General features: G+C 73.6%; 19 protein-coding genes. 12 read left to right on the top strand and 7 right to left on the bottom strand.

The window, feature by feature from the left end; all coding sequences use genetic code 11:
* Nucleotides 1-29: 29 nt before the first annotated feature.
* Entirely contained in the window at nucleotides 30-932 is a 903-nt protein-coding gene (locus tag ABZZ04_RS30020) for an A/G-specific adenine glycosylase (RefSeq protein ID WP_356935365.1), read from the bottom strand.
* Between the two features lie 247 nt (nucleotides 933-1,179).
* Nucleotides 1,180-1,839: a phosphatase PAP2 family protein gene (locus ABZZ04_RS30015; protein WP_356935364.1), complete on the bottom strand. Its 660-nt coding sequence runs from the start codon at nucleotides 1,837-1,839 to the stop codon at nucleotides 1,180-1,182.
* Between the two features lie 307 nt (nucleotides 1,840-2,146).
* Here ABZZ04_RS30015 and ABZZ04_RS30010 point away from each other — a divergent pair, with 307 nt between their 5' ends.
* Nucleotides 2,147-2,968: a hypothetical protein gene (locus ABZZ04_RS30010; RefSeq protein WP_356935363.1), complete on the top strand. Its 822-nt coding sequence runs from the start codon at nucleotides 2,147-2,149 to the stop codon at nucleotides 2,966-2,968.
* A gap of 231 nt (nucleotides 2,969-3,199) precedes the next feature.
* Here the strand turns inward: ABZZ04_RS30010 and disA are convergent, their stop codons facing one another.
* Nucleotides 3,200-4,324, bottom strand: a complete 1,125-nt coding sequence (disA, locus tag ABZZ04_RS30005; RefSeq protein WP_148840724.1) for a DNA integrity scanning diadenylate cyclase DisA — start codon at nucleotides 4,322-4,324, stop codon at nucleotides 3,200-3,202.
* An 80-nt stretch (nucleotides 4,325-4,404) separates the two neighbouring features.
* Entirely contained in the window at nucleotides 4,405-5,817 is a 1,413-nt protein-coding gene (gene radA / locus ABZZ04_RS30000) for a DNA repair protein RadA (RefSeq protein ID WP_356935362.1), read from the bottom strand.
* Nucleotides 5,818-6,098: 281 nt separating this feature from the next.
* Between radA and ABZZ04_RS29995 the strand changes: the two genes are divergently transcribed.
* On the top strand, nucleotides 6,099-7,991 hold the full coding sequence (locus ABZZ04_RS29995; protein WP_356935361.1) for a hypothetical protein: 1,893 nt from the start codon (nucleotides 6,099-6,101) through the stop codon (nucleotides 7,989-7,991).
* Between the two features lie 123 nt (nucleotides 7,992-8,114).
* Here ABZZ04_RS29995 and ABZZ04_RS29990 read toward each other — a convergent pair whose 3' ends face one another.
* On the bottom strand, nucleotides 8,115-8,963 hold the full coding sequence (locus ABZZ04_RS29990) for a hypothetical protein (protein ID WP_356935360.1): 849 nt from the start codon (nucleotides 8,961-8,963) through the stop codon (nucleotides 8,115-8,117).
* A 40-nt stretch (nucleotides 8,964-9,003) separates the two neighbouring features.
* Between ABZZ04_RS29990 and ABZZ04_RS29985 the strand changes: the two genes are divergently transcribed.
* From ABZZ04_RS29985 to ilvD, 4 genes are all read left to right on the top strand, one after another.
* The gene (locus ABZZ04_RS29985; protein WP_356935359.1) at nucleotides 9,004-9,951 is read left to right on the top strand and encodes a Ppx/GppA phosphatase family protein; all 948 of its coding nucleotides are present in this window, start codon (nucleotides 9,004-9,006) and stop codon (nucleotides 9,949-9,951) included.
* Between the two features lie 253 nt (nucleotides 9,952-10,204).
* The gene (locus tag ABZZ04_RS29980) at nucleotides 10,205-11,032 is read left to right on the top strand and encodes a sugar phosphate isomerase/epimerase (RefSeq protein ID WP_356935358.1); all 828 of its coding nucleotides are present in this window, start codon (nucleotides 10,205-10,207) and stop codon (nucleotides 11,030-11,032) included.
* Nucleotides 11,029-11,637 carry a TetR family transcriptional regulator gene (locus tag ABZZ04_RS29975; protein ID WP_356935357.1) on the top strand — a complete coding sequence of 203 codons (609 nt, stop codon included), beginning with the start codon at nucleotides 11,029-11,031 and terminating at the stop codon, nucleotides 11,635-11,637. Before ABZZ04_RS29980 ends, ABZZ04_RS29975 begins: the two co-directional genes overlap by 4 nt.
* Before the next feature lie 188 nt (nucleotides 11,638-11,825).
* A complete protein-coding gene (ilvD, locus tag ABZZ04_RS29970; protein ID WP_356935356.1) occupies nucleotides 11,826-13,676 on the top strand; it encodes a dihydroxy-acid dehydratase in 1,851 nt (616 codons plus the stop codon).
* 143 nt (nucleotides 13,677-13,819) lie between these two features.
* Here ilvD and ABZZ04_RS29965 read toward each other — a convergent pair whose 3' ends face one another.
* Nucleotides 13,820-16,246: a serine/threonine-protein kinase gene (locus ABZZ04_RS29965; protein WP_356935355.1), complete on the bottom strand. Its 2,427-nt coding sequence runs from the start codon at nucleotides 16,244-16,246 to the stop codon at nucleotides 13,820-13,822.
* Between the two features lie 122 nt (nucleotides 16,247-16,368).
* Between ABZZ04_RS29965 and ABZZ04_RS29960 the strand changes: the two genes are divergently transcribed.
* The 5 genes from ABZZ04_RS29960 (at nucleotide 16,369) to proC (ending at nucleotide 19,901) form a co-directional block, all read left to right on the top strand.
* Nucleotides 16,369-16,704, top strand: a complete 336-nt coding sequence (locus tag ABZZ04_RS29960; RefSeq protein ID WP_356935354.1) for an SH3 domain-containing protein — start codon at nucleotides 16,369-16,371, stop codon at nucleotides 16,702-16,704.
* 90 nt (nucleotides 16,705-16,794) lie between these two features.
* Nucleotides 16,795-17,346 (top strand): hypothetical protein, encoded by a 552-nt coding sequence (locus ABZZ04_RS29955; protein ID WP_356935353.1) that lies wholly within the window; start codon nucleotides 16,795-16,797, stop codon nucleotides 17,344-17,346.
* 112 nt (nucleotides 17,347-17,458) lie between these two features.
* Nucleotides 17,459-18,226, top strand: a complete 768-nt coding sequence (locus tag ABZZ04_RS29950; RefSeq protein ID WP_356935352.1) for an ABC transporter ATP-binding protein — start codon at nucleotides 17,459-17,461, stop codon at nucleotides 18,224-18,226.
* Entirely contained in the window at nucleotides 18,223-18,960 is a 738-nt protein-coding gene (locus ABZZ04_RS29945; RefSeq protein WP_356935351.1) for an ABC transporter permease, read from the top strand. Before ABZZ04_RS29950 ends, ABZZ04_RS29945 begins: the two co-directional genes overlap by 4 nt.
* Nucleotides 18,961-19,091: 131 nt before the next feature.
* On the top strand, nucleotides 19,092-19,901 hold the full coding sequence (gene proC, locus ABZZ04_RS29940) for a pyrroline-5-carboxylate reductase (RefSeq protein ID WP_356935350.1): 810 nt from the start codon (nucleotides 19,092-19,094) through the stop codon (nucleotides 19,899-19,901).
* Nucleotides 19,902-19,905: 4 nt separating this feature from the next.
* Here proC and ABZZ04_RS29935 read toward each other — a convergent pair whose 3' ends face one another.
* Nucleotides 19,906-20,502 carry a cysteine hydrolase family protein gene (locus ABZZ04_RS29935; RefSeq protein ID WP_356935349.1) on the bottom strand — a complete coding sequence of 199 codons (597 nt, stop codon included), beginning with the start codon at nucleotides 20,500-20,502 and terminating at the stop codon, nucleotides 19,906-19,908.
* A gap of 74 nt (nucleotides 20,503-20,576) precedes the next feature.
* Between ABZZ04_RS29935 and ABZZ04_RS29930 the strand changes: the two genes are divergently transcribed.
* The gene (locus ABZZ04_RS29930; protein ID WP_356935348.1) at nucleotides 20,577-21,584 is read left to right on the top strand and encodes a helix-turn-helix domain-containing protein; all 1,008 of its coding nucleotides are present in this window, start codon (nucleotides 20,577-20,579) and stop codon (nucleotides 21,582-21,584) included.
* The last annotated feature ends 374 nt before the right edge of the window (nucleotides 21,585-21,958 follow it).

Below are 21,958 nucleotides of genomic sequence, written 5' to 3'. Positions count from 1 at the left end.
GCGGACCGCGGGTCGCACGGGGGCGGGGCTCAGGTCAGCGGCAGTCGGTACAGCCCGCCGGCCAGCGGTTCCACCAGGCCGTCGGCGACCAGGCCGTCCAGCGCGCGGGCACGCTGCACCGGCTCGTCCCACACCGCGTCCAACGCCGACTGCGGCACCGGTGTCACGGCCTCGCGCAACACGGCGAGCAGCCGTCCGCGCACCTGCCGGTCGGTGCCGGCGTAGGTCTGGCCGCGCCGCGGGGGCCCCTGGTGGGCGGGCTTCCCGGCCAGCCGCCAGGCGCACTGCGCGGCGATCGGGCACCGGGTGCAGTCCTCGTTCCTGGCGGTGCAGACGAGGGCGCCGAGCTCCATCGTCGCGGCGGCCCAGCGGGCCGCCCGTTCGTCCTCGTCGGGCAGCAGCGCGCGGGCCAGCTTGCGCTCGGCGGCCGTGGTCGCGTTCGGCGGGTACTGGATGCCGGTCGCGGCCCGTGCGAACACCCGGCGGACGTTCGTGTCGAGCACGGCGTGCCGCTGCCCGTACGCGAACGAGGCCACGGCGGCGGCGGTGTACTCGCCGATGCCGGGCAGGGCGAGCAGCTGGCCGTGCTCGCTCGGTACGTCGCCGCCGTGCCGTTCCGTTATGGCCTGCGCGGCCCCGTGCAGCCGCAGCGCCCGGCGCGGGTAGCCGAGCCGGCCCCAGGCGCGGACCGCCTCGCCGGGCGGTTCGGCGGCCAGGTCGGCGGGGCGGGGCCAGCGGGCCAGCCACTGCTCGTACACCGGGAGGACCCGGTTGACGGGGGTCTGCTGCAGCATGAACTCGCTCACCATCACACCCCAGGCGCCCGCTTCGGGGCGGCGCCAGGGCAGATCGCGGGCGTGCTGTTCGAACCACCCGATCACGGGGGAATGGAGGGAAGTGGGGGGCGTCTGTGTCGCAGTCATGGCAGTCATCGCACTGCCGATCCTGGCACGGAAGAACGGAAGACGGTTCCGCGTACGGTGGTGTCGCCCCTCCTGGGGGCCCTTGGGGTGATAACGCCACCCATCCGCGCCCCGAAGTCCGGCAACCGGCCCAAACGGCTCCGGCCAACCGGCCCAGCCGCCCTCCCGCCGGTCGTTCCGGCCGCTCCGCGTCGGCTGCTCCGCGTCGGACGCCTCCCTCCGGCCGTCCGCCTCCCCGTCCGCCCGCTCCGGGGTGTCAGCCCCGTCCGTGCCGTCGCCGGGAACGCCCGGCCGTGCCGCCCGTGCCGCCCGTGCCGGGGCCCGACGCCCAGGCGGCGACCGGTGCGGCGCTGTCCCGTACGGTCCGGGCGAGTGCCCGTGCCGGGCGGTTCAGCACGGCGATCGTGGCGGCCGACACCGCGGCGCCCAGCAGCAGGCCGACGGCCACGTCGTGCGGGTAGTGCACCCCGACGAAGACCCGGGAGAAGGCCATCAGCAGGGCCAGCGGCGCGGTGAGCCAGGCCAGCCGGGGCCGGGCGACGGCGATGGCGACGGCCGCGGCACCGGCGATCGCGGAGTGGTTGCTGGGGAACGACCAGTCGCCCGTCGGCGGGCACGTCACCAGTGAGGCCGCCGCCCCGGCGACCGTCCGGCAGGGGCGCTCCTCGTCCACCACCGACTTGAGCACCTCGCTGCAGACGTAGCCGAAGGCCGTCGCTACGGGGGCGAGCACCGCCAGCGCCAGGGCGGCGTCCCCCTGACGGCGGGCCCGCCACCACCCGGTGACGAACAGGACACCGAAGACCAGAAGCCCGAGCTCCGTCCATATCTCGGCGAGGTGCTGGACCCATGACGGCATGTCATGCGCGAAGTCGGTGATGTCCCGGTAGAGCGGGGCGGTAACTGAACTGTCCATGTACAGAGAGGGTAGTGAGTGGAAACGGAAGACCGACGGGGGCCGTCGATCGGGGACCGGGGTGATGGAATCCGGGGCTCCGGCCGACAGGCGTAGAGACTCCGGCCGACAGCCGTAGAGACTCCGGCCGACGGGCGCAGGGGCCCCGGCCGGCGGAGGCAGCGGTGCCGATCGGCGGAATTCGAGGCTCCGGCCGGTCGAAGTCAGGGGCGAGAACCGGCCATCCCGGGATGATGATCCGTAAAACTTGGGGTTCGGGGCGGCGGGTGGGCGGGAGAGCGCGCCGATCTCTCGTACAGTTTGAGCCGTGGGATCTTTGCGTAATCCGATCGGGCCGCTTCCCTCCAGCATCTACTGGCGGCGGAGGGCGGTGGCGGCGACGCTGGTCGCGCTCCTCGCCCTGCTGATCGCGTGGGTCGTCACCTCCGGCAGCGGCAAGGAGGACAAGGACGACTCACGGCCGGGCGGCTCGGGTCCCGCGCATGCGATCACGCCCGGACCCGGCGGTTCCGGCCCGGCCATCACCCAACAGCCTGGCGGGCGCGACGAGTCGGACGAGTCGGCCGGAAGCGACGGCGGTGCGTCCGCGGGTTCCGGTGACGGCGCGACCGGGGGTTCCGGCGGCAACGGCGGTACCGGGACCGGCGACGGCACGGACGTCGGGCCCGGCGGTGCGGGCGGCGACGGCGCGGCGGTCGGCCGACGCGTTCCCGCGTCCTCCCCGCTCCCCGACTGCACCCCCGCGGCGCTCCGGTTGAGCCTGCGCACCGAACTCGACTACGGACCCGGCGAGAAGCCGGAGTTCCGGCTGATCGCCAAGAACACCTCGGCCACCGCCTGCAAGGCCGACCTCGGCCCGAAGAGCGCGGTGCTGACCGTCACCGAGGCCGGTGGCGACGACAGCCAGGTGTGGTCGTCCGAGGACTGCCCGCGCGACGCGGGAACCCTGCTGCTGGAGGTGCCGGCGGGCCGGACCGTCGTGCACGTCGTGGAGTGGGACCGCCGGAAGAGCTCCCCGAAGTGCGCGACGCCGCCCGCGGCGACGGCGGGTCCGGGCACGTACCTGGTCGAGGCGAAGGCGCCGGGCGAGCCGGTGCAGCGCGCGTCGTTCGTCCTCGCGAAGGACTGACCGCCAAAGCCGCCGGAGCCGACAGGCCGACGGGGTCGACGGGCGGGATTCCGGCGACGGCCTTCCCGGACCGGGCCGGCCCTGGTCCGGGGCCGGGACGAACTCCCGGACGGCGCGGGGGACTACGGGTTCACGACGCGCACGGGTACGCGGTACACGAGGAGCCACGGGCTCACGGGTACGCGGTACGGGGGCTACGAGGTCACGGCGCGCACGGGTACGCGCGCGCCGTCACACGTACCGTTCGAGGATCGACGACTCGGCCAGCCGGGACAGGCCCTCGCGCACGCTCCGGGCCCGCGCCTCGCCGACGCCGTCCACGGTCTGGAGGTCGTCCACGCTGGCGGCGAGCAGCTTCTGCAGGCCGCCGAAGTGCTCCACCAGCCGGTCGATGATCGCCCCGGGCAGCCGGGGCACCTTCGCCAACAGCCGGAAACCGCGCGGCGAGACCGCCGAGTCCAGCGTCTCGGGCGAGCCGCTGTAGCCCAGCGCCCGTGCCACGACCGGGAGTTCGAGCAGCTCGGTGTGGGAGAGCGCGTCGAGCTCGGTCAGCGCCTCGGCGACCGTGCGGGAGCGCTTCGCGGTCGGCTCCGGCACGTAATCGCGCACGACCAGCTCGCGCTCCGGCTCGACGCCCGCGATCAACTCGTCGAGCTGGAGCGAGAGAAGCCGGCCGTCGGTGCCCAGCTCGACCACGTACTCCGCGATCTCGGTCGCGATCCGGCGGACCATTTCGAGGCGTTGGGCGACGGCCGTGACGTCCCGGACCGTCACCAGGTCCTCGATCTCCAGCGCGGAGAGCGTGCCCGCGACCTCGTCGAGCCGGAGCTTGTACCGCTCCAGGGTGGCGAGCGCCTGGTTGGCCCGGGAGAGGATCGCGGCGGACTCCTCCAGGACCCGGCGCTCCCCGTCCACGTAGAGCGCGATCAGGCGCATCGACTGCGAGACCGAGACGACCGGGAAGTTGCACTGCTTGGAGACCCGGTCCGCCGTGCGGTGGCGGGTGCCGGTCTCCTCGGTGGGGATGGAGGCGTCCGGGACCAGCTGCACGCCGGCCCGCAGGATCTTGGTCATGTCCTTGTCGAGGATCAGGGCTCCGTCGAGCTTGGCCAGCTCGCGCAGGCGCGTCGCGGTGAACTCCACGTCCAGCACGAATCCGCCGGTGCACATCGACTCGACGGTCTTGTCCATGCCGAGCACGATCAGTCCGCCGGTGTTGCCGCGGAGGATGCGCTCCAGGCCGTCCCGCAGCGCCATTCCGGGCGCGACGGCGCTCAGCGAGGCGCGCATCAGCGCCTCGTTACCGGTGCCTTGGCCGGACTTTCCGGGTGCTGCTGCCCGGTCGTTGGCTGCCACTGCACTCCTCCGGTCACAGGTTCGCGGTGCCCTTGCGTCCCTCGTTCCGTTCGTACGGACGGTCGAGACCAGGGCAAAGTCTACCGGCGCGCGTTCTCCTCCTGCGGGGCCTGTGCGCGGGACCGGCGCGGGAGGACCCTCAGCGCATCACCCATGTTGGCGACTTCTGTGACCTTCATACCGGCCGGGACCTTGCCCGGGTCGGTCGGGACCAGTGCGTGCGTGAAGCCCAGCCGGTGTGCCTCGGCCAGCCTGCGCTGGACGCCCGTGACCCGTCTGACCTCGCCCGCGAGGCCCACTTCGCCGATCGCCACGAGGTTCTTGGGCAGGGGGGTGTCGCTCGCCGCGCTGGCCAGTGCCAGCGCGACCGCGAGGTCCGCCGCGGGCTCGGAGAGCTTCACGCCGCCGACCGTCGCGCTGTAGATGTCCCGCTTGCCGAGCGCGCTGATCCGGCCGCGCTGCTCCAGCACGGCGAGCATCATCGAGACCCGGGACGTCTCCAGGCCCGAGGTGGTGCGCCGGGGTGAGGGGATCTGGGAATCGACCGTCAGCGCCTGCACTTCGGCGACCAGCGGGCGCTTGCCCTCCAGGGTGACGGTGAGGCAGGTGCCGGGCACGGGCTCGTCGCGCCGGGTGAGGAAGAGGCCGGAGGGGTCGGCGAGGCCGGTGATGCCCTCGTCGTGCAGCTCGAAGCAGCCGACCTCGTCGGTCGCGCCGTACCTGTTCTTGACGCCGCGCACGAGCCGCAGACGGGCGTGGCGGTCGCCCTCGAAGGACAGCACCACGTCCACGAGGTGCTCCAGCAGCCGGGGGCCCGCGATCGCCCCGTCCTTGGTGACGTGACCGACCAGCAGCGTGGACATGCCGCGCTCCTTGGAGGCCCGGATGAGGGCCCCGGCGACCTCCCGGACCTGCGCCATGCCGCCCGGCGCCCCGTCGATCTCGGGCGACGCGACGGTCTGCACGGAGTCGAGGACGAGGAGCGAGGGCTTGACCGCGTCCAGGTGGCCGAGGACGGCGGACAGGTCCGTCTCCGCGGCGAGGTAGAGGTGGTCGTTGATCGCCTTGATCCGGTCGGCGCGCAGCCGCACCTGGCTCGCGGACTCCTCGGCCGTGACGTAGAGCGTGCGGTGGTCGTCGCTCGCCGCCTTCGCGGCGACGTCCAGCAGCAGCGTCGACTTGCCGACGCCCGGCTCGCCCGCCAGGAGCACCACGGCCCCGGGCACGAGGCCGCCGCCGAGCACCCGGTCCAGCTCGCCGACGCCGGTCGACCTGGCGGTGGCCTGCCGGCTGTCGACCTGGCCGATGGGGAGCGCGGCGGCACTGACCCGGCCCGCCGCGGTGGTCCGCACGGCGGGGGCGCCGCCGAACTCCTCGACCGTCCCCCACGCCTGGCATTCGGGGCAACGGCCGAGCCATTTGGCGGTCGTCCAGCCGCACTCGGTGCAGCGGTAGGACGGCCGGTCCTTCGCGGATTTCGTACGGGCAGCCATGTCGCAACCGTATAGGTGGGGTCGGACAGTCCCGCCGGGTGCCGCCGGGCGCCGCCGGTCCGGAGCCGCCCGGAGGGCCTCGGGGAGGTCGCCCGGCGCGCACCGGGACGCTCCGGAGCGCACATCCGCCCGCGCCGGAGCGTCCTGGTGCGCGCCCGGAGCCGCTCGGCTTCGGCGGAATGAGGCATTCCTGTCCCCTTTCGAGGGATACGTTCACCCGTAAGGGTTAAAACTGCCGAAGGGTGGCCAAAGGTGTGCCTTGCGCTGCCTACGGTCGCAAGGTGACGAGCAGCAGTCTGGAGCCACCCACGCACACCACCGGCGCACACCGGGCGAGGCACGGTGCGCCCCACCTCTCGACGCACTCCTCGCCGTGCCGCCCGCCCGCTCGTTACGAACCACATCTCGACGGCCTGTTCACCTACTGCCTCTCCGTGCTCTGCGACCACGACGCCGCCGTCGAGGCGCTCGGCGGGGTGCTCGCGATCGCGGAGCGACAGGAGGGCCGTTGTCCGTCGGGCGAGGAGGAACGTAAATCCTGGCTCTACGCCCTGGCCAGGTGGATGTGCATGCGCAGGCTCGCCGAGCAGAAGCAGGACAGCAGGCCGCACCGGCACAAGGCCGGGAAGCGGCCGGGGAGGCTGCCGGCGCAGCAGGAGACGAAGCGGGCGGGCGGCCCGCCCGGCAAGCAGTCGGGCGGCTCCCCGGGCGGTCCCCCGGCCAAGCAACCGGGCGGTACGGCCGCCCCGGGGTCGCGCACCGGACGCCGTACGCCCCCGGCCGCCGCCGCGAAGACCCCCGCCGCCCCCCTCGTACCGGCCGGTGCGCAGGGCGGTCCCGGGCGCGCCCCCGAGTCCGAGGCGGCTGCCGAGGCGCACCGCCGCGAACTCGCCCAGCTGGCCTGGCCCGAGGCCGCGGGCACCACCCCCGAGCAGCGCGAGGCGCTCGAACTCGCGGTGCGCCACCGCCTCGCCCCGGGCGCCGTCGCCTCCGTCCTGGGCCTCGCCCCGGCGGCCGCCCGCGAGCTCCTGGCCGCCGCGGCCTGCGAGGTGGAACGCACCCGCGCCGCCCTAGCCGTCGCCGAGACCGGCAACTGCCCACTCGTCGCCCGGCTCACCGGAGACCGCCGCGTCCTGCTCTCCGCCACCCTGCGCCGCGAGCTCGTCCGGCACGTCGACGACTGCCCCCGCTGCCGCGGGGCCGCCGAGCGGGCCGGTGCCCGGGGGCCGTGGCCGGGCGCCGCGGTCGCCCAGGCCGCCACGCTGCCGGTCGTCGAGGCGCCCCGGCCCTCCGCGTACGTCGCGCTGGCGCACGCCCGGCGGAACCGCTCGGGCGGCCCGCGGTTCGACCGGGCGGGCTTCCCCATGGACCCGAAGGACCACGCCGCGCGCCGGGACCGGCTGCGGGCCGGGGTCGTCACGACGACGGTGGTCGCGACGGTCGTCGCGGCCCCGATGATCGCGCTGTGGACGGCCTACCGGGGCGCGCCGCAGACCGGCGGGGGCCGCGACGGCTCGTCGGTCGCCGCCACCGAGACCGACGCCCGGCACGATCACGACGGCGCCTCGGGCGGTCGGTACGAGAACGCGGGCAACGCCCGGCCCCGGCCCGACGCCCGTTTCGAGGACGGCCGGGCCCCGGACGTCTCGGCGGAGGTGGTCAGCGCGGGCCGGGACGGCGCCGGCGGACTCACCGTCGAGGCCCGCTCGTCCGGCAACACGACCCTGATCCGGCTGACCGCGTCGGGCGGCGCCCCCGTCGCCTGGTCGGCCCGCGCCAACGCGTCCTGGCTGGGCCTGAGCCGTTACTCGGGCACGCTCGCCGCGGGCGAGAGCGTCACGATCCGCGTCCTCGTGGACCACCGGCGGGAACCGCCCGGCCCGTGGAGCGCACGCGTCGAACTCGCCCCGTCGGGGGCCGCGGTGGTGATCCGGGGGCACGGGGCGGCGGAGCCGTCGCCCGGCGAACCCGGCCCGGCCGAACCCTCCGTGACCCCCGGCCCGTCCGTTCCGCCCGCGTCCTCGCCGCGGCCCACGCAGTCGACCGGGCCGACCCCCGGCCCCAGCGACACCGCACCTTCGCCGACGGACCCGGGCCCGACCGACCCGTCGTCCCCGGACCCGTCCCACACCCCGACCCCCACCGACCCGGGCGGCTCCGCACCACCGGACTGAGGACGCCGGGACCGCCCGGACCGCCGGAACCGCCGGGACGACCCGGACGACCCGGACCGCCCGGACGACCGGGGCGACCCGGCCCGGTCACGTCCTCACGCCCGTACGGTCACCCGCGGGCCGTCATTCCGGATCGACCGGGTCCGCCGGGTGCGGGGCCATCGGCAGGAGCGCGGACAGGCGCTCCTCGCACAGCTCGACCAGGCGCGCGTACGCCTTCTTGCCCATCAGCTCGACGAGTTCGGGGCGGTAGGTCACGTAGACCGGCTCCCCGGCCCCGTGCGCCGAGGTCGCCGACGTGCACCACCAGTGCAGGTCGTGGCCGCCCGGACCCCAGCCCCTGCGGTCGTACTCGCCGATCGACACCTGGAGGACCCGGGTGTCGTCGGGCCGGTCGATCCAGTCGTACGTGCGCCGGATCGGCAGCTGCCAGCAGACGTCCGGCTTGGTCTCCAGGGGCTCCCGCCCCTCCCGCAGCGCCAGGATGTGCAGCGAACAGCCCGCGCCCGCCGCGAAGCCGGGGCGGTTCTGGAAGATGCAGGAGCCCTTCCAGCGCCGCGTCTGGCGTTCCCCGTCGTCGTCGACCTCGACCCAGCCCGTCTCCGTACCGACGTCGTGGAACTGCCACAGCTCGGGGGTCAGCCGCGCGACGTGCCCCGCCACCCGCTCCTCGTCGCCCTCGTCCGAGAAGTGCGCGCCCAGCGTGCAGCACCCGTCGTCCGCGCGCCCCGCCTGGATGCCCTGGCAGCCGCTGCCGAAGATGCAGGTCCACCTGGAGGTCAGCCAGGTCAGGTCGCAACGGAAGATCTGCTCGTCGTCCGCGGGGTCCGGGAACTCGACCCAGGCGCGCGCGAAATCGATCCCCTTCTCGTCCTCGACCCGGTCCGGCCCGTTCACTTCCTGCCGCATCTCCTGCTTCGTTCTCTGCTTCTTCGTGTTTTTGCCCGGCTTCGCCTTTTTCGTCTTTGGCACGCGCCAAGGGTAAGTCCGCGGGGCCGGTAGCGTTCCGGGTATGAGACTCGGAGTCCTCGACGTGGGTTCGAACACGGTGCACCTGCTGGTGGTGGACGCGCACCCCGGTGCGCGCCCCCTGCCCGCGCACTCGCACAAGGCGGAACTGCGCCTGGCCGAACTCCTCGACGGGGACGGGGCGATCGGTCCCGAGGGCGTGGACCGGCTGGTCGCGACGATCACCGACGCGCTCCAGGCCGCCGAGGACAAGGGGTGCGAGGACGTCCTGCCGTTCGCCACGTCCGCGGTGCGCGAGGCGAGCAACGTCGACCAGGTGCTGGCCCGGGTGCGCGACGAGACGGGCGTCGAACTCACCGTCCTCAGCGGCGCGGAGGAGGCCCGGCTCACCTTCCTCGCCGCCCGCCGCTGGTACGGCTGGTCGTCGGGGCGGCTGCTGGTGCTGGACATCGGGGGCGGTTCGCTGGAGATCGCCTACGGCATGGACGAGGAGCCGACCGCCGCGGTGTCGCTGCCGCTCGGGGCCGGCCGGCTCACCGCCGGATGGCTGCCGGGCGACCCGCCGGACCCGGCGGAGGTGAAGGCGCTGCGCCGCCACGTGCGGGCCGGCATCGCCCGCAGCGTCGGGGAGTTCACCCGCCTCGGCCGCCCGGACCATGTCGTGGCCACGTCCAAGACCTTCAAGCAGCTCGCCAGGATCGCGGGCGCCGCGCGCTCCACCGAGGGCCTGTACGTGCAGCGCGGCCTCACCCGCAAGGCGCTGGAGGACTGGGTGCCGAAGCTGGCGACGATGACCGTCGAGCAGCGGAGCACCCTGCCCGGCGTCTCCGAGGGCCGGGCCGGACAGCTGCTCGCCGGGGCGCTGGTCGCCGAGGGGGCCATGGACCTGTTCGGGGTCGAGGAGCTGGAGATCTGTCCCTGGGCGCTGCGCGAGGGCGTCATCCTGCGCCGCCTGGACCACCTGCCGGCGGAACGGGCCGCGCTGAGCTGAGCGGGGATGCGCTGAGCTGGGCGGGGGCGCGCCGGCCGGGGGCGCAGGGGTCGTGCGGGAAGCGCCGAGCCCGTACGGAGGGCCGGTCGGAGCCCGTACGGAAGCCTGGTCCGGGGACTGTACGGGGGTCCGGCCGGGCCCGTGCGGGAGGCGGTTCCGGGGGCCGTGCGGCGGCCGGAATCCGTCACATGGCCCTTCTCACTTTCCGCCCGGAGCCCTCGGTCCGGCGTACGGCTGCCCGTACGCTGTTCCAGTGGCAGAACCAGTGGTGCGCATCCCGGATGCGAAGGTCGCCCTGTCGACGGCCTCCGTCTACCCGGAGTCGACGGCGACGGCCTTCGAGATCGCCGCGCGTCTCGGTTACGACGGCGTCGAGGTCATGGTGTGGACCGATCCGGTCAGCCAGGACATCGAGGCGCTGCGCAGGCTCTCGGACCACCACCGGGTACCGATCCTCGCCGTCCACGCGCCCTGTCTGCTGATCACCCAGCGCGTCTGGTCCACCGATCCGTGGGTGAAGCTCCAGCGGGCCCGGAACGCCGCGGAGAAGCTGGGGGCGACGACCGTGGTCGTCCACCCGCCGTTCCGTTGGCAGCGCAACTACGCGCGCGACTTCGTCAACGGGATCTGGCGCATGGCCGACGAGACCGACGTGCGGTTCGCCGTCGAGAACATGTACCCGTGGCGCTACCGGGACCGCGAGATGCTCGCGTACGCCCCCGACTGGGACGTCACCAACAACGACTACCGCCACTTCACCGTGGACCTCTCGCACACCGCGACGGCCCGCACCGACGGCATGGCCATGGTCGAACGGATGGGCGACCGCCTCGCCCACATCCACCTCGCCGACGGCAAGGGCTCCAACAAGGACGAGCACCTCGTGCCCGGCCGCGGCGACCAGCCCTGCGCCGAACTCCTGGAGCACCTGGCCCGCACCGGCTTCGACGGCCACGTCGTCATCGAGGTCAACACCCGCCGCGCCATGTCCACCGCCGAACGCGAGGCCGACCTGGCGGAGGCCCTCGCCTTCACCCGGCTCCACCTGGCGTCGTCCCCGGACCGGGCGCCGCGCCCGTGACCGACGGCCCCAAGCGCCGCGGCCGCCCCTCCCGCACCACCGCTCCCGGCGGCCCCGACGCGCGCACCCGCATCCTCGACGCGGCCCGCGCCGAATTCGCGGAGCGCGGCTACGACAGGACGTCGATCCGAGGCGTGGCCAGGGCGGCGGGCGTGGATTCCGCCCTGGTCCACCACTACTTCGGCACGAAGGACGAGGTCTTCGCCGCCGCCGTCGAGCTCTCCTTCGAACCGGCCCTGGTGATCCCGGCCGTCCTGGGCGAGGGCACGGACGGCCTGGGGGAACGGCTGGCCCGCTACTTCCTCTCCGTGTGGGAGAACCCGGCGTCCAGGGCCCCGCTGCTGGCGATCATGCGGTCCGCGCTGACGCACGAGGCGGCGGCGAAGGTGCTGCGGGGCTTCGTGCTGCGCCGGCTCCTGGAACGCGTGGCGGAGGCACTGGACGTACCGGACGCCACGTTCCGCGCGGAGCTGGCGGCCTCGCACATGATCGGGATCGTGATGCTGCGTTACGTGCTCCGGACCGAGCCGCTGGCGTCGGCGCCGCCCGAGAGGATCGTCGAGCTGGTCGCGCCGACGCTCCAGCGCTATCTGACGGAGACCTGAGCCCCGCGGCACGGCGGGCACGGCACTTCGTGACCCGCCCGGTCGCCCGTCCCGCCCCCGGTCCCGTAGCGTTTCCGTCCCGCCCACCCATCGAGCAACCCGTCCCGCATGGCGGACGACGTGTCCAGATCTTGGAGCCGGGGGCGTACGCTCGGAGGCAGTCTTTGATGTCGAAGGAGCGAGAGACGATGCCCCAGCTGAGGTCCCGCACTGTCACCCACGGCCGCAACATGGCGGGCGCCCGCGCCCTTATGCGGGCCTCGGGCGTAGCGAGCGAGGACATCGGCAAGCCGATCATCGCGGTCGCCAACTCCTTCACCGAGTTCGTCCCCGGCCACACCCACCTGGCGCCGGTCGGCCGGATCGTCTCCGAGGCCATCACGGCCGCGGGCGCCGTGCCGCGCGAGTTCAACACCATCGCCGTCGACGACGGCATCGCGATGGGCCACGGCGGGATGCTCTACAGCCTCCCCTCCCGCGACCTGATCGCCGACTCCGTCGAGTACATGGTCGAGGCGCACTGCGCGGACGCGCTGATCTGCATCTCCAACTGCGACAAGATCACCCCCGGCATGCTGATGGCCGCGATGCGCCTCGACATCCCGACGGTCTTCGTCTCCGGCGGCCCGATGGAGGCCGGCAAGGCCACCCTCGTCGACGGCACGGTCCGCAAGCTCGACCTGGTCAACGCGATCAGCGACGCCGTGGACGAGAGCATCTCGGACGAGGACATCCTCCGCATCGAGGAGAACGCCTGTCCCACCTGCGGCAGCTGTTCCGGCATGTTCACCGCCAACTCGATGAACTGCCTGACCGAGGCCCTGGGCCTGTCCCTGCCGGGCAACGGCTCGGTCCTCGCCACGCACACCGCCCGCCGGGCGCTGTACGAGGAGGCCGGCCGCACGGTCGTCGAGATCACCAGGCGCTACTACGAGCAGGACGACGCGACGGTCCTGCCCCGCTCCATCGGCACCCGGGCCGCGTTCGACAACGCGATGGCGCTCGACATCGCGATGGGCGGCTCCACCAACACGATCCTGCACCTGCTGGCCGCCGCGCAGGAGGCCGAGCTGGACTACGACCTCGCCGACATCGACGCGGTCTCGCGCCGAGTCCCCTGCCTGGCGAAGGTCGCGCCCAACGTGGCCCCCGGCGGCACGTACTACATGGAGGACGTGCACCGGGCCGGCGGCATCCCCGCCATCCTCGGCGAGCTGCACCGCGGCGGACTGCTCGACGAGAACGTGCACTCGGTCCACTCCGGCTCCCTCGCCGAGTGGCTGAAGAACTGGGACGTCCGCGGCGGCTCCCCGTCCCCCGAGGCCGTCGAGCTGTGGCACGCGGCCCCCGGATGCGTCCGTTCCGCCACCGCCTTCTCGCAGTCCGAGCGCTGGGACTCCCTCGACCTCGACGCCGCCGGCGGCTGCATCCGCGACCTGGCGCACGCGTACTCCGAGGACGGCGGCCTGGCGGTCCTCAAGGGGAACCTCGCGGTGGACGGCTGCGTCGTGAAGACGGCGGGCGTCGACGAGTCGATCTGGACCTTCGAGGGCCCGGCGGTCGTCTGCGAGTCGCAGGACGAGGCCGTCGACAAGATCCTCCGCAAGGAGATCAAGGAGGGCGACGTCGTCGTCATCCGTTACGAGGGCCCGCGCGGCGGCCCCGGCATGCAGGAGATGCTCTACCCCACCTCCTTCCTCAAGGGCCGCGGCCTCGGCAAGAGCTGCGCCCTGGTGACCGACGGCCGCTTCTCCGGCGGCACGTCGGGCCTGTCCATCGGCCACGCGTCGCCGGAGGCCGCGTCGGGCGGCACGATCGCGCTGGTCGAGGACGGCGACCGGATCAGGATCGACATCCCGAACCGCTCGATCGAGCTGCTGGTCCCCGAGGCCGAGCTGGCCGGTCGCCGCGAGGCGCTGAACGGCGTGTACGCGCCGAAGAACCGCGAGCGCAAGGTCTCGGTGGCGCTGCGCGCGTACGCCGCGATGGCCACGAGCGCGGACCGGGGCGCGGTGCGGGACGTGACCAGGCTCGGCTGACGATCCGACGACGGCCCCGAGCCCGAGGGCCCGTCGGCCCGCCGACCGGGAAGGCCCGGCCCCCGCTTCCACCCGGGGACCGGGCCTCTCCCACGAACGGTCCCGGGTCCCGGGGCCACCGCCCCGGCGGCCCCGCCCCGCGTTCACCAGCCGGCGGGGTCCTTCCCGTCCACGGCGAACACCGACCCGTCGGGCGCCGTCCCGAAGACGGTCCGCTCGGCGGCCACGGGCGCGGGCAGCGCCGAGGAGTACGTGAGCCTCCCGCCCCGCAGCCGCGGACCCGTCTGGCCCAGCAACGTGCCGCGCTCGGTGTCCACGGCGAGCAGCCGCCCGTCCGCCGCGGAGAAGTACAGCCGGTTCCCGGCGGCGAGCACGGGGGCCGAGGTCCGTCCGGCAGCGGTCTCCAGCTGCCAGCGCACCGCCTTCTCCTCGTCCCCGGGGCGGGTGTCGACGGCGACCAGGGTCCCGCCGTGCGCCAGCAGATAAGCGGTGTCGCCGCCCACCACGACCTCCGGCTCGTTCATCCGGAACGGCAGCGCCACCCGTTCGACGTGCCGCCGCCCGGGGTCGTAGCGGACCAGCCCGACCGTCTGGGCGTCCCCGTTCATGGCGGTCAGGACGAGCGTTCCGGCCGCTGATCCCACCGGGGTCAGCATCCCGTCCAGCCGCCGCTGCCACGTCGAGCGCCCCGTCTTCGCGTCCACGGCCGTGATCAGCGTGGTGGAACCGTAGGCCGAGTGCTCGAACGCGTAGGCCAGCCCCGTCGCCCCGTCGTACAGCGCGTAGTCCGGGCGCTGGTGGCCGGTGAGCGGATGCCGCCACAGGGACACCCCGGTCGCCGCGTCGAGCGCCTCGGTCGTGCCGTCCTCGGCGACGAGCAGCAGCGAGTCGCCCGCGGCGAACGGCGTGCCCAGGTACGCGGAGAGATCCGCGTCCCAGACCTGCTCGCCCCGGGCGGGGTCGTACGCCCGGAGCTTCCCGCCCGGCACCGCCGTGTGCACCAGGCCGCCGGATACCGACACGACACCGACCGCCGAGGCGTCGTCGGCCCCGGTGCCGGAGTCGGCCCCGGGACCGGAATCGCCGTCGGTCGCCGAGGCGGTACGGGACCACAGCACCCGGCCGTCCGAGGGGTCCAGCCGGGCGACACCGACACCGCCCGCCGCGCAGTACAGCGCGACGGGGCCGTCGTCGTCCGTCCCTCCGGATCCGCCGTCCGATGCCTCGGAGCCGCCCGAGGAGTCCTGCCCGCCGGCACCGCCCGAACCGGCACCGTCCGACGCCTCCGCCCCGTCGGTCCCGTCGGCCCCTCCTGCCGGGGAGCAGACCGGCGTGGAGCTTCCGGCGGTACGCAGCGACGTCCGCCACGGCGCGAACGAGTCCGCCACACCCTTGGCCCCGCCGGCCCCACCCGACTCACCGGTACCGCCCGAACCTCCGGAACCACCCACCGCACCGGCCGCCCACACCCCACCGGCACCCACGACCAGCAGAGCCGCGGTGGCCGCCAGCCACCGCCGCCCGGGCCCCTTGCCGGCCCCCCTGCCCGTCGTCCTGCCGACCGCCCCGCCGGTCCGGTCGCCCCCGTCCGCCTTCCCGCCGCCCGGCGCGCCCGCGCCCACATGCGTGTCGGTGTCCGGGCCGGCGTCCGCGTCGCTCCCCGGCACCAGCGCCGACACCGCCGCCGTCGGCTCGAAGGCCGCAGCCGGTCGCCGCTGCGACGGTATGAACGCGGCGGCCTCGTACGACGGGGGCCGCAGCGCCTTCATGATCTCGTCCGGGGTGGGCCGCCCGGCGGGGTCCTTCGCCAGGCACTGCCCGATCAGCGGGGCCAGGTCCTCCGGCACGCCCGCCAGATCGGCCTCGTCGTGCACCACCTGGTAGGCCACGATGTACGGGCTGTCCGAGTCGAAGGGCCCCCGGCCGGTCGCCGCGTGGACGAGCACGCCCCCCAGGGCGAACACGTCGGCGGCGGGCCCGACCTCGCGCGGTCGCTGGAACTGCTCGGGCGCCATGTACGGCGGCGAGCCGATCAACTTGCCCGTCTCGGTGCGCAGATCGCTGTCGTAGGGCCGGGAGATCCCGAAGTCGATGACCTTGGGGCCGGAGTCGGAGAGCAGTACGTTGCTCGGCTTGAGGTCGCGGTGGATCACCCCGGCCCGGTGGATGTCGCGCAGCGCCTCGGCGAGTCCGGCCGTCAGCCTGCGCAGTTCCGCGGGGGCCATCGGTCCGTTCCGCTTCACCTGGTCGGCGAGGGTGGGGCCGGGTACGTACAGGGTGGCCATCCAGGGCAGCACCGCGTCCGGATCGGCGTCGACCACCGGCGCGGTGAAGGCGCCGCTGACCCGCCGGGCGGCCCCGACCTCCTGCCGGAAACGCGCCCTGAACTCGGGATCCGACGCGTACTGCTGGTGCACCACCTTGACGGCGAGCTGAAGGCCGGAGGCGGAGCGCGCCAGATGCACCACGCCCATGCCGCCCGCGCCGAGACGCGCCTCAAGGCAGTACTGCCCGGCGTACTCCGGATGCTCCGCTTCCGGATTGGCCCCGGTACCTCGCAGCGGCGGCATCGCCCACCCCCGTGTGTTCGTCCGCAAGCGCGACGCACGGAGCCTAGTCGATGGTGCGTGCGATCCGGGTGGAGCTATGTAGCCTGCGCGTCGTACACCGTCTCTCAACGGGGGAGGGCCGCATGGCCACGGAAGAACGCATGGAAGAGCACGTCGCCGAAACCGCCGCCGACGACACCGAGGACCTGGCGACGGCCGGCTCCGACGACGTCACCAGGTACCCGATCGCACCCGGCTACCGCGTCAACGTCCGCCGGGGACCGGGCACCAAGTACGGGATCGTCAGGACCCTCCCGTACGGGATGCGGGTCCCGGTCTACTGCCAGAAGCCGGGGGAGCGGGTCACCGGCCCGTACGGCACCTCGAACCTCTGGGACAACATCGCCAACGGCCAGTTCGTGGCGGACGCCTACGTCCACACCGGCAGCGACGGCTACATCGCCCCGCGCTGCGACTGACGACGCCCGGCGGGCACGGGGCGCGGGGGAGGGCGCGGGCGTGACGGGGATCGCGGCCGGGGCGGCGACGGCACGGGGATAATCGACCCCGTGAGCGAGAACAGCGAAGCCCCCGGTTCCGGTACCACGCCCGGCAGCACCGCGCCCGGTACCGCCCCCGGCCCGCAGCCCGAGCCCCTGCGCTTCTTCGGTACGACCTGGGTCGACCACAGCGGGGGCTACGGGCTGCGCCGCGTCGGGGTCTCGATCGGCTCCCTGGCCGCCGCGGTCGCCGCCGGATTCGTGCTCCGCTTCGCCTACCAGGGGCTGGAGATCGCCGACGTGGGCGGTTTCGTCGGCATGCTGGTGGTCCTGATGTTCGCCATCTGCAGCGCCATCGCCTTCCGCAAGACGTGGGAGGGGTTCGGCCGCCGCCCCGCCGACCCGGTGCGCGAGGCCAATCTGCGCGGCCTCAAGACGATCGGCTTCGTCGGCTCGCTGGTCGCGTACTTCCTCCGTACGTTCCGGGAGGCGCCGGGCGAGCGACTGCACCGCACGGAGTACGAGACGGCCCTGGCCCGTTACGAGAAGCGCCGCTCGGCCCGCACCGGGAACCCGGCGGCCCGCAAGAACACCAAGGGCAAGCGCCCCAAGCGCAAGTAACCCGCACTCCCGCCCCGCCCCCGTACTCCGCTCGCGCTCGCCCCGTCCCGCCCCGCGCTCCGTCCTGTCGGCTTCCTTGACGGGCGGATGAGCCCGGAGAAATATTCATCGCATGATGAATTCTTCGGGCGTCGCCGTCGAGGCCCGCGGCCTCACCGTCGTACGAGGCAACCGCACCGTCCTCCGCGGCCTCGACTTCACCGTCCGGCCCGGCAGGATCACCGGCCTCCTCGGCCCCTCCGGCTGCGGCAAGTCCACCCTGATGCGTGCCGTCGTGGGCACCCAGGCCAAGGTCGCCGGCACCCTCCTCGTGCTGGGCAGCCCCGCGGGCCATCCCACCCTCCGCCCGCGCGTCGGCTACGTCACCCAGGACCCGTCGGTCTACACCGACCTGACCGTCCGGCAGAACCTCGACTACTTCGCGGCGATCCTCCGACCGGGGCGCCGGCACCGGGACGCCCGCCGCGCCGACGTCGCGCGCGTCCTCGCCGAGGTCGACCTGGCCGACCGCGCCGACGCCCTCGCCGGAGCCCTCTCCGGCGGCCAGCTCGCCCGGGTCTCCCTGGCCGTGGCCCTGCTCGGCGCCCCGGAACTCCTGGTCCTCGACGAACCGACCGTGGGCCTGGACCCCGTGCTCCGCCGCGACCTGTGGAACCTCTTCCACCGCCTCGCCGACGAGCACGGCACCACCCTCCTCGTCTCCTCCCACGTCATGGACGAGGCCGAACGCTGCCACCGGCTGCTCCTCATGCGCGAGGGCGCGATCCTCGCCGACGGCACCCCCGGGGCACTGCGCACCGCCGCCCGCGCCGACACCGTCGAAGCGGCCTTCCTCCACCTGGTCGACCGCGCCGCCACCCGTCAGGAGACCGCCGAATGAGCCCGGCCCGCGTCCTCGCCACCGCCGCCCGGGTCCTGCGCCAACTGGCCCACGACCCCCGCACCGTCGCCCTGCTGCTCCTGATCCCGGTCCTGATGATCACGCTGCTCCGGTACGTGTTCGACGGCAGCCCCAGCACCTTCGACGCCATCGGCGCCTCGCTCCTCGGCATCTTCCCGCTGATCACGATGTTCCTGGTGACCTCGATCGCCACCCTGCGCGAACGCACCTCCGGCACCCTCGAACGCCTCCTTGCGATGCCGCTCGGCAAGGGCGACCTGATCGCCGGCTACGCCCTCGCGTTCGGCGCCGTCGCGATCCTCCAGTCCCTGCTGGCCACCGCGGTCTCGGTGTGGGCGCTCGGCCTGGACGTCATCGGCTCCCCGTGGCTGCTGCTCCTCGTCGCCCTGCTCGACGCGCTGCTCGGCACGGCCCTGGGCCTGTTCGTCTCGGCCTTCGCCGCGTCCGAGTTCCAGGCCGTCCAGTTCATGCCCGCCGTGATCTTCCCGCAGCTCCTGCTCTGCGGACTCTTCGTCCCCCGCGACCGGATGGCCCCCGCCCTCGAAGCACTCTCGAACGTCCTGCCCATGTCGTACGCGGTCGACGGCATGAACGAGGTCCTCCACCATCCCGACGTCACCGGCGACTTCGTCCGCGACGTCGTGGTCGTCGCGGGCTGCGCCGTCCTGGTCCTCGCCCTCGGCGCCGCCACCCTCCGCCGCCGCACGGCCTGAGCCGCCCCGGTGCGAGGATGACGGCGTCGGCACGACGCCACGACACACCGTCACCACGACACACCGTCACCACGACGCGCCGTCGGCACGACGCACCGAGATCCGCGAGCACCGCCCGGAGGGTGAACCACATGACCCAGACAGTTGCAGTCCTCGGCACCGGAAAGATCGGCGAGGCCCTGCTCAGCGGCATGATCCGGGCAGGCTGGCGCCCGGGGAACCTGCTGGTCACCACCCGCCGCTCCGAGCGCGCCGAGGAACTCCACAACCGCTACGGCGTCGAGTCCGTCACCAACGCCGATGCCGCCGCCCGCGCCGACATCCTCATCCTCGCGGTCAAGCCCCAGGACATGGGCCGGCTGCTCGACGAACTCGCCCCGCATGTCACCGCCGACCGCCTGGTCATCAGCGCCGCCGCGGGCATCACGACCGCCTTCATCGAGGACCGCCTCGCCGAGGGGACCCCGGTCGTGCGCGTCATGCCGAACACCCCCGTCCTCGTCGACGAGGGCATGTCCGTCATCTCCGCGGGCAGCCACGCCACCACCGGCCACCTCGACGCCGCCGAGGCGATCTTCGGCGGCGTCGGCAAGACCCTCCGTGTCCCCGAGTCCCAGCAGGACGCGGCGACCGCCCTCTCCGGCTCCGGCCCCGCCTACTTCTACTTCCTCGTCGAGGCGATGACCGACGCGGGCATCCTGCTCGGCCTGCCCCGCGCCCAGGCCCACGAGCTGATCGTCCAGGCCGCCATCGGCGCCGCCGTCATGCTCCGCGACAGCGGCGAGCACCCGGTCAAGCTCCGCGAGGCCGTCACCAGCCCGGCCGGCACCACCATCAGCGCCATCCGCGAGCTGGAGAACCACGGCGTGCGCGCCGCGCTCATCGCCGCCCTCGAAGCCGCCCGCGACCGCAGCCGCGAACTCGCCTCCGGCAACGGCTGAGCCCCTACCGGGCGGACGCGCCCCTCAGCACGTCCTCCGTGGTCACGACCCGGGCGAACCGCCCGCCGTGCAGCGACACCGCCGTCGCCCGGGTCAGCTCCTCCGCGGTCTGCGTCCAGCCGAAGGGCCCGGCCAGGTCGAAGGTGTGCATCGCATCCAGCGGGAACAGCACGTCGTACCCGAGGTTCCCGCCCATCCGCGCGGTGGTCTCGTTGCACATGTTCGTCTGGATGCCCACGACCACGAACTGCGAGACGCCCGCACCCTTCAGCCAGGCGTCCAGATCCGGCTCCCCGTAGAACGCCGAGTTCACGGTCTTCCGGACCAGCACCTCCGGCCCGGAACCCTTCCCGCGCCGCTCCTCGACGAAGTCCTTGAACTCGTTCCCCCCGGTGCCCGGCTCCAGCGGCGACCCGGGGTGCAACGAGTCGTGCCGTACGAACACCACCGGACGCCCCGTCTCCTGCCAGGCATCGATCAGCGCCGCGATGTTCCGCTCCGCGTCGGGGTTGTTCCGCCGTCCCCAGAACTCGTGCTCGAAGCCCTTCTGCACATCGATGACGATCAGGGCCGCGTTGTTGTTGATCTCCGTGTTCTCCATGTCCTCGATCCTGCTGACCCGCGGGCCGGGGTCCCAGAGGCAGAAAAGACGGCGATCGATGGTTTACTGCCAAGGTGCCGACACCGACACCGACACCGGGGCCAGCGCCTCAGCGCATCGCCCTCCTCGCCTTCCCCGGCGTCCGGGCCTTCGACGTCTCCGTCGTCCAGGAGGTCTGGGGCCGTGACCGCGCCCCCCGCGGCGTACCGCCCTTCGAACTCCGCCGTGTCGCCGCCGACCCCGCCGTGCCCGTCCCCCTGGGCGGCTTCCTCTCCCTCACCGCCGACCGCGGCCTCGACTGGCTGGACCGCGCGGACCTCGTCGTCGTCCCCGGTGTCGAGGACCCGGACGCCGACGTCCCCGAGCCCGTACTCGACGCCCTGCGCCGCGCCCATGCCGCCGGCACCCCGCTCGCCGCGCTCTGCGCAGGGGCCTTCGTCCTCGCCCGGGCCGGCCTCCTCGACGGCCGCCGCGCGGTCACCCACTGGTACCTCGCCGACCGCCTGAGCGCCCGGCACCCCCACGTACGCGTCGAACCGGACGCCCTCTTCGTCGAGGACACCGGCATCTGGACCTCCGCGGGCGTCGCCGCCGGCATCGACCTCTGCCTCCACCTCGTCCGTACCGTCCACGGCGCGGAGGCCGCCGCGGCCGTCGCGCGCGCCATGGTCACCGCCCCGTTCCGCACCGGCACCCAGGCCCAGTTCATCGAGCACCCCACACCCCGGGCCGACCGGGACGCCGACGCCCTCGCCTCGGTACGGGCCTTCGCCCTGGCCCACCTGTCCGAGCCCCACACGGTCGCCGGCCTCGCCGCCCGCGCCGGGATGTCCCCCCGTTCCTTCGCCCGCCACTTCCAGGCCGGCACCGGGACGACCCCTCTGCGCTGGCTGATCACCCAACGCGTCGCAGCGGCCCAGAAGCTCCTGGAACGCACCGACCTCCCCCTCCCCGAGGTCGCCCGGCGCACCGGCTTCGGCAGCGAGGTCACCATGCGCCAGCACTTCGCGACCCACCTCTCCACCAGCCCCCGTGCCTACCGCCTGGCCTTCCACCAGGACACGACGCGATCCCGGGGTTGACACTGCTTGCCCCGATCCGTAGTGTGCTCCGAGTTGTCCGACGTGAGAACCGACTCCGGTCGGCCCCGGACGACCATTCCGCAGTATTCACATCGAGTCGGCGACATCTGTCGCCCGGTTTTCCGTGTGCATTTGTGGAATGAGGAAACCGCGTTCGAAGGAACGCAGCCCCGATTGGTGTCGGGGCCCTGGATTCCGCTAAAGTCTCACCAGTCGGAACGGCCCAACGGCCGGGAAGACAAATCCCGCTGACTGGGAATCAGGCCCGAAAGGATCTGATAGAGTCGGAAGGGCCGGAAAGGGAAAACGCGGAAGCGGAGGACCTGGAAGGCGAATCCCGCTGACTGGGAATCGGGTCCGGAAGGATCTGATAG

The organism is Streptomyces sp. NPDC006435 (genome assembly GCF_040612315.1).
Taxonomy (GTDB): domain Bacteria; phylum Actinomycetota; class Actinomycetes; order Streptomycetales; family Streptomycetaceae; genus Streptomyces.
This window is presented reverse-complemented; position numbering and strand designations above follow the sequence as displayed.